12 protein-coding genes and 1 pseudogene are annotated in these 6589 nt (G+C 32.0%); all 13 read right to left on the bottom strand.

Features of this window, described 5'->3' with window-relative positions:
• Nucleotides 1-81: 81 nt before the first annotated feature.
• On the bottom strand, nucleotides 82-234 hold the full coding sequence (locus AC1VAQ_RS14285; protein ID WP_479904062.1) for a hypothetical protein: 153 nt from the start codon (nucleotides 232-234) through the stop codon (nucleotides 82-84).
• Nucleotides 235-260: 26 nt separating this feature from the next.
• Nucleotides 261-833 (bottom strand): hypothetical protein, encoded by a 573-nt coding sequence (locus AC1VAQ_RS14280; RefSeq protein ID WP_479904061.1) that lies wholly within the window; start codon nucleotides 831-833, stop codon nucleotides 261-263.
• A 27-nt stretch (nucleotides 834-860) separates the two neighbouring features.
• The gene (locus tag AC1VAQ_RS14275) at nucleotides 861-1073 is read right to left on the bottom strand and encodes a hypothetical protein (RefSeq protein WP_479904060.1); all 213 of its coding nucleotides are present in this window, start codon (nucleotides 1071-1073) and stop codon (nucleotides 861-863) included.
• Nucleotides 1070-1363: a hypothetical protein gene (locus tag AC1VAQ_RS14270; RefSeq protein WP_479904001.1), complete on the bottom strand. Its 294-nt coding sequence runs from the start codon at nucleotides 1361-1363 to the stop codon at nucleotides 1070-1072. Before AC1VAQ_RS14270 ends, AC1VAQ_RS14275 begins: the two co-directional genes overlap by 4 nt.
• Before the next feature lie 25 nt (nucleotides 1364-1388).
• Nucleotides 1389-1574 (bottom strand): hypothetical protein, encoded by a 186-nt coding sequence (locus AC1VAQ_RS14265; protein ID WP_302597650.1) that lies wholly within the window; start codon nucleotides 1572-1574, stop codon nucleotides 1389-1391.
• 99 nt (nucleotides 1575-1673) lie between these two features.
• Nucleotides 1674-1901, bottom strand: a complete 228-nt coding sequence (locus AC1VAQ_RS14260; RefSeq protein WP_302597649.1) for a hypothetical protein — start codon at nucleotides 1899-1901, stop codon at nucleotides 1674-1676.
• 1 nt (nucleotide 1902) lies between these two features.
• A complete protein-coding gene (locus AC1VAQ_RS14255; protein WP_302597648.1) occupies nucleotides 1903-2259 on the bottom strand; it encodes a hypothetical protein in 357 nt (118 codons plus the stop codon).
• Nucleotides 2260-2607: 348 nt separating this feature from the next.
• Nucleotides 2608-2769 (bottom strand): hypothetical protein, encoded by a 162-nt coding sequence (locus AC1VAQ_RS14250; protein WP_302597646.1) that lies wholly within the window; start codon nucleotides 2767-2769, stop codon nucleotides 2608-2610.
• Nucleotides 2766-3563, bottom strand: coding sequence for an ATP-binding protein (locus tag AC1VAQ_RS14245; RefSeq protein ID WP_302597645.1), 798 nt, complete (start codon nucleotides 3561-3563; stop codon nucleotides 2766-2768). Before AC1VAQ_RS14245 ends, AC1VAQ_RS14250 begins: the two co-directional genes overlap by 4 nt.
• Nucleotides 3564-3572: 9 nt before the next feature.
• Nucleotides 3573-4415 carry a phage replisome organizer N-terminal domain-containing protein gene (locus AC1VAQ_RS14240; RefSeq protein ID WP_479904059.1) on the bottom strand — a complete coding sequence of 281 codons (843 nt, stop codon included), beginning with the start codon at nucleotides 4413-4415 and terminating at the stop codon, nucleotides 3573-3575.
• A gap of 201 nt (nucleotides 4416-4616) precedes the next feature.
• Nucleotides 4617-4940, bottom strand: a complete 324-nt coding sequence (locus tag AC1VAQ_RS14235) for a hypothetical protein (RefSeq protein ID WP_479904058.1) — start codon at nucleotides 4938-4940, stop codon at nucleotides 4617-4619.
• 2 nt (nucleotides 4941-4942) lie between these two features.
• Nucleotides 4943-5752, bottom strand: coding sequence for a hypothetical protein (locus tag AC1VAQ_RS14230; RefSeq protein WP_302597066.1), 810 nt, complete (start codon nucleotides 5750-5752; stop codon nucleotides 4943-4945).
• 2 nt (nucleotides 5753-5754) lie between these two features.
• A pseudogene (locus tag AC1VAQ_RS14225) lies at nucleotides 5755-6588 on the bottom strand (phage antirepressor KilAC domain-containing protein).
• Between the last annotated feature and the right edge of the window lies 1 nt (nucleotide 6589).

Below are 6589 nucleotides of genomic sequence, written 5' to 3'. Positions count from 1 at the left end.
TTCCCATTTGTAAGTCCAGCGTGTGAATAATTGTTTGTTTAAATGTAATACTCATATGTTTTCCTCCTCAAAAAATCACTTTTAATAATTTACCTCTTCAAGAGTTGCTTTATTTAAGTTGTACTCTACAACTTCTTTTAACTCATTCATTATGTCAGCTGCATATTCTGCATTAGCTGCTTCATCTTCTTCATCAAGAGTAAACTCAATTACCGCTCTATACTTTTGACTCATATGTACCTCCTCAAAATTATCTTTTATTAGCTATTAGCTAATAGCATATTAAATAGCTTTCTATGTACTTCTAAAGCTTTATTAAGCTTTTCTTCTTCGTAAGTCTTTATTCCTTCTATTCTGTCGTATTCAAATATAGTTTCATCTTGAAAAACAATAAACAAATACGATTTTTTTCTTAAAACTATATGAAGACTTAACTCTTCATTCTTTGGAAGATATATATTGCAATCAACTCTATCCCAGTATTCATCTTTACCTTCTGCATAATATGAATTTGAGTTATCTTTCTTCCTGCTATCCCACTTGCTAATATTTCTACTTTCAGCATACTCACTAAATACTTTTGCGAACTTTCTAGTGCTGCAATTCAAATAGATATTCATTAGCTTTTCTTTGACTGTTAAATTTCTTCCAAGCTCATAACCTTTTCTAGCTAATTCAATCTTACATGCCTTACACGTTACTCTATTAGGATCAATCGCAACATTTCTTCTTGCATAACCACATAAAGTTTGTCTTAGCTTTTTCTCCTTTTCTATTGCATCATCAGGAACGTTTGCTTCTGCATCTGAATTAAAGTAATGAATTGTCTTCACATTTACCCTCCTCAAAATCAACTTTTATTAAAAAAACTTACCTTGCTCAGCAGCTATACATTCAACTGGTCTGATATACGCTTTTTCTTCTTCATCAAAATCAAGCTGCATTCTAAACACTTGGCAGAACTGATTACACATATATGTTTCTTTCATGTGTTTACATCTTTTCTGTGTGTCTCTGCTTGTACAATAGTTATCAGATGCTTGTATCTTTACTTGAATAACTCTTTCTTTCATTCATCATCTTCCTCCTCACTAAAAGTCTTTTTATGGCTCTCACGTGCCCTTGTATTCGTTTTTCTTCTAACAACCTTAGAGTTAATCATGTTAAGTGCTTTCTTGCTAATAACACTCATTTTTCGAATGTATGTATGTCTTTTCTTTTTAATCTCTTCGATATACGCTTGTGCATCTTCTAAAGTTACTGCTAAATCACGAAGTTTATCTAAAGCATTTCTAAATTCTTCACTATCTAAAAGTTTTTTTAATGCTTCTGCAGCTCTTTCTGCAAAATTGATATATTCCATACAACCATCCTCTCAAAAATTGATTTTATTTAATTTCAACCTTTACTAATTTATATCCATTAACTGAACCACTTCTTTTGTGATATACAGAACTGTATAAAGCATTTAATGTTATACCTGCCCATTCTGCAACCTCAGTAGAATTACCAACAAAAATAGGTAACTCATATTTATCAGGTGTAACAGCCATATATAGCATATCTTTTTTCACGACTTACTCCTTTTGCTTCTATTTTCTCTTGTATTGCGTTTTTTAATTTATTATGTAGTTTTATTCACCTTTATGTGTAAAAATGTCTTAGAAACGATTTTAAGAACTCTTAGACCAATTCACAGCCACACCATTCTTCTCCATCTGCCAACCTAGCCATAACACCCTATCGTTACAATAGCTGACTGCTTTCCCTGTTCTTGCAAACTCCCAGATTAATTCATATGTGCCACTTGGTTTATCTTCAAGTGCATCAATTTGACTTGCTACTGCTTGTAATTTTTCTTGTTTTACTTCTCTTTCAAGTTTGATTGTGTAAATTGCCATCCTAATTCTCCTTTAGTGCTTCAACTAACTTGTCAAAGTAATAAGTTTGATTTTTATCTAATACGCTTTCATCTAATACATCTAAATAATCTGATACTGCACTTTTCAGTCTTTCGTATTTTTTGTCACATTTCTCTTGAAGATATTCAACATCATCTTTCAACGATTCAACTTCATCTGCACGTTCTCCAACCTCACTTTCAAGCCCATCAATCTCCTCTTCAAGTCTTTCAATTTTTGAAACATAGTTTTCTTCAATGTAGTCTTTAACCTGCTCAAAAACATCCTCACCCATTAGCTCTGCTAAATCTTCAATCTCTTCAACAAAATATGGCTTGTCATCTTTGAAAATAACCATTTTCCACCTCTCTAATACAATTTCAACTGGTCGCTACCCATGTCATCTTTTACGACATTGAAGTTGAATGTTGCTTCTTTTTTGTCCTTTTCTGCCTTTAGCTCCTGCACACTTTTGCAATACTTAGATGCATATACAATTAATGCAATATCATGAATATTGTCTTTATCATTCCATAGCTTAACTGTGCCTTTTATCTTCTCTAAGATTGCATAGTGGTTATGGTTTTTAATATGCTTTTCTACAAGGCTTGTTCATTTTTCTTTATCCATTGCTATTCTGCGCTCTGTTCCTTGCAGGTAATAGATATTTTCTTCTCTACTTTTTACTGTTAGATCCATGCTTACCTCACCTTTTTAATTCACTCTCTATGAAGGCCATTGCTTCTTTGCTATCCCCTAGTTGTTCATAAGCTACGAGATAATTATCAATCACTCCTTGAACACCAACATGATATTTGTCTGCAATATTTACAGCCCATAATACCACTTTGTTAACTTGAACATTCATCTTGTTTCCCTTACCTTAAATCTTCTATTGGTGCCTTCAAGTTTAAGACCGTATGGATCTACAATCTCAAAAATGCGACTCCCTATTGCTTTATCAATTTTTGTTATTTCAGATACTGTTAATTCACTTGAAAAAATAGTTATTTTCTTGTTAAGATAACGTGTATTGATAATATCAAACATTATTTGTAACTCCTGCTTGTTATATGTCCCATCGTTATTCTGTGAGAGCTTAAACAAATCATCTATATACAATACTTCTGCTGATAAAAACTCATCTAGTACCTTAATGTACTCTTCTTCTTTAAACCTAAGTGCTATTAATCTTTGTATGTCTCTTCTGTAATTGAAATACTTGTGTGATATACCTTTTTTCAACAGTTCATTGCATATTGCAATGCATATATGTGTTTTTCCTGTACCACTATTACCCCAAAAACCAATTCCTTTTGCTTCATCATCTTTCAAGAATGATTGTGCTAAGTCATACATCTTTTGGGCTTCCTCTGTATCGCACTTAAAAGTTTCAAAGCTTTTATTTTTGTATTCATCCATATTCAAGCCTGTACACTTTAACTTTTCTTGAATCTGCTTCTCTATGACACATTTACAAACTTTTACCCTAATCTGTCCTATTGCATCTAACATTGGGATTTCTTTACCATCATGTGTAATGGCTATTGCTCCTGTATCTTTACATAATTCACATATGTACTTTTTTGTATCACTTACATACGCTTTATTCTTAATACGCTCCATTGCTGCTTTAAGTTTACTGTTTCCTGTTAAGTTCATGTTTCACCTCTAGTATGGAATGTATGGTTCATCTGTATCATTTGAAGCATTTTGAACTTTATTTGCTCTGCTTGTTGTGTAATTTCCCTCTAAGACTTTTTGGAAATTATTTGGTTTAATGAACCAATCAAATCTTATGGTCCAGCCACGATCATTCTTTCCTTTGAGAAAATCTGATTGTGATATATTTCTAATAGCTTGAATGAAAACTTCTTGTCCATGTTCTCGTATGCGAGCCTTTAACATCTTTTGTCTTTGGCTATTAGGTGTTATTTTAGATACTTGACTTAATCCTAATCTGTTCCATTCTTCGATAATAAGTTTGTAATTAATAGATATCTTTTTAGGTGATGGTTCTTCATCACAAGAACTGTTAAGTTCTATCTCTTTCTCTATTTCTTTCTCTATTTCTTTCTCTATCTCTTTCTCTATCTCTGTGTTACAGTTTGTTACACTGGTGTTACATTGTAACATTTTTTGTTCTTCTAATTGTTTTTTAGCTCTTGACCTTCTAGTCCTTTCTGCTCCAGCAGTTTCTGAACCAATATATTGTTTTATATTAGCTATTTCTACACCTTCAGAAATTTCTTCTATGATGTGCATTGTAATTAGTAATCCTAAAACTGTTTGAACATTAGTTGAATCTTCATCAATTTCTAATGCTAATTCTTCGGCTATACTTTCTTCTATCCCGTCAAAAAATAACCTACCTTCATTCCTTAAACTTAATAACATTAATTTTAAATAGATAATTGTATATGTATCACCACCTGCTATTTTTCGTATCTTTTTAATTTCCTTCTGCCTAAAAAAATCATCTTTCATCTTTAACCAGTAGTATTTTTTAGCCATTTTCAACCTCTCTATTTATAAAATTGTTTTTTTCTGATATAATGACCTTGTATGTTTTTTATTAAGGTCTTTATCTCTTATAGACCTTTGCTTGCTCATTTTTATGTATCCATGATTGTCCAAATTTCCATGATACATAAATAATGAGTGCTGCGACTGTTAAATGCTTCAAATGTTCACCTCCTTTCAATGGGTACTTGACTAATTACCCACCTTGAAATTATTACTTTTGTAGTTTTTAACAGTCACATTGCTTTTTTGAACTACTTCAAGTTTTCTATGCTCACCCATTCTCCATTCATCAGCTAGTGATTTTTTAAATCTCCAAGGAATTGTTTTAGAATGTGGTATTTCATCTAAATGATTATCAATCCATTTAACACTTACTCCCCAATATTCAGCGAGTTGTTTTTTATCCAACCATTTGTCGGTTGTTTGTTGTTGTATTTCTTCTTGAATTAATTCTCTAAGTGTGCTGATGATTGTAACCTTTAAATCATCTAAAAATTTTTCTACTACACCCATTGTTATGCTCCTTTTTTTAGTTTATTTAGAAGTCTAATAATATCATTTGCAAAGGTTCTATCTACTTTCATTAAGTCTTCTACAACTTCATCCCATTCCTCTAACTGTGCAAGCTCACATCTACGAGCATCTATTATCATCAGAAATAGTTGTGCTGCATCTACATGATAACTTCTTTCTAGTACTGCTTTATTAAATTTTCTTTTCAATAAAATGCGTTTTATACTGAGTTTCTTTTTCTTATACTTATCAAGTTCCTCTGAAAGCTTTTTTACCGTTACATCAGCTTTTTCTGTATCATTTATTGCCTCTTGTGCCATTCCTTGCAGTTCTGTAATCTCTTTTAATCGAGGTTCTAAAAGCTTATTAAGTTCTTCGAGCCTTTCAGTTTCTTTAACCAACTCATCTGGAGCAAAGTATTTATGATTATCCCAAAAGTACCATAACTCCCAGTTGTAATAATGCCAAATAAAGTCTTCTAGTTTTTCACCTAATGGCTCATCTAAATTTATCTCTTTTAAGTACTTCATAGTTGAAAAATAATCTTTCGAATGATACTTAGCTCCGTCATATTCTTTATGTACAGGAAAAATATCCATGAGTTGTCTTGGTGTAGCTTCTTCCAGTTCCTTCACTACTTCACTTGATAAAGCATAGTATTTTTTTAAATCATCTTGTTCATATATGTTTTTATAAGACAATGTTGTAACTGCCATAACACCATTAAATAATTTTTTATTTGTACCTTTGTGAGCTGCTTTATACATTTTTTCGTGTAAAGCTTGCTTGTTAATATCTTGCTTTATACGCATTTTTATGCTCCTTTCTTTTGTAAAAACTTATTAATAAAATACTGCTGACCTTTACCTGTAACCTTAGTTGTTTTACTAACAGTTATGTGTCCATCACTGTGCGTAATAGTTGTTTCTTTTACCTCAAATAACCCTAATTCCATTGAGTATTGTGTTGGACTGTTATAATCAGCCCCTTTACGTTTAATTAAGTAGCCATTCTCTCTAAGCCATTAAAATAAACGCTTTTGTCCTGTATTTACACCGTTTTGCTTTAATAGTTTTGCTAAATCACCAATCAGTATTGATGTGTCTGACGCAGCTACTGCATCTGCAAATATTACCTTAGGTTTAGCTTCTTCCAACTGTTGTTTTTGTTCATTATTTTCTATTCTTAGCACACTAATCTGATGCTCTGCTATCTTTAATGCTCTAGCCATAATCTTTTCAGGACTGTTGAAGTCTTTCTCTACTTGAATAAAATAACGACGAACTTCTTTACCTTTTTCTGTCTTGCTTACCATTGCTAATTCTTTTGCCATGTCTAGTTTCATTGCGTAGTCGTCAAGTGTTCTAACTTGTATTCCACCATTATTTTGAACCTCTTCACTTCTAGGTGAATAGGTATATTCTACGTCTTCATCAAATCCATAATTAAGTTGTTGCACCCACCAGTCAGTAAAGTGTTTCTTTACTCCTAGTGCTTTATGTAACTCTCTTGCACTTACTATTGGTTCTTGGTTTTCATTTACTTCTACTTTTATTACTTCTTCTATTAGCACTTGACCATCCTTATTAGTTAAAACTACTGGTGTATGGTCGCCTTGTAATAAGGCTCTAGTTAGTTCTTGTTTCATT

It is taken from the genome of Cellulosilyticum sp. (assembly GCF_982396655.1).
This window is presented reverse-complemented; position numbering and strand designations above follow the sequence as displayed.

Bases quoted from the DNA above. Each gene is read 5' to 3' on its own strand.
- AC1VAQ_RS14285 (WP_479904062.1), bottom strand. From the start codon at position 234: ATGAGTCAAAAGTATAGAGCGGTAATTGAGTTTACTCTTGATGAAGAA.
- AC1VAQ_RS14245 (WP_302597645.1), bottom strand. From the start codon at position 3,563: ATGAACTTAACAGGAAACAGTAAACTTAAAGCAGCAATGGAGCGTATT.
- AC1VAQ_RS14250 (WP_302597646.1), bottom strand. From the start codon at position 2,769: ATGAATGTTCAAGTTAACAAAGTGGTATTATGGGCTGTAAATATTGCA.
- AC1VAQ_RS14240 (WP_479904059.1), bottom strand. From the start codon at position 4,415: ATGGCTAAAAAATACTACTGGTTAAAGATGAAAGATGATTTTTTTAGG.
- AC1VAQ_RS14235 (WP_479904058.1), bottom strand. From the start codon at position 4,940: ATGGGTGTAGTAGAAAAATTTTTAGATGATTTAAAGGTTACAATCATC.
- AC1VAQ_RS14275 (WP_479904060.1), bottom strand. From the start codon at position 1,073: ATGAAAGAAAGAGTTATTCAAGTAAAGATACAAGCATCTGATAACTAT.
- AC1VAQ_RS14270 (WP_479904001.1), bottom strand. From the start codon at position 1,363: ATGGAATATATCAATTTTGCAGAAAGAGCTGCAGAAGCATTAAAAAAA.
- AC1VAQ_RS14230 (WP_302597066.1), bottom strand. From the start codon at position 5,752: ATGCGTATAAAGCAAGATATTAACAAGCAAGCTTTACACGAAAAAATG.
- AC1VAQ_RS14260 (WP_302597649.1), bottom strand. From the start codon at position 1,901: ATGGCAATTTACACAATCAAACTTGAAAGAGAAGTAAAACAAGAAAAA.
- AC1VAQ_RS14255 (WP_302597648.1), bottom strand. From the start codon at position 2,259: ATGGTTATTTTCAAAGATGACAAGCCATATTTTGTTGAAGAGATTGAA.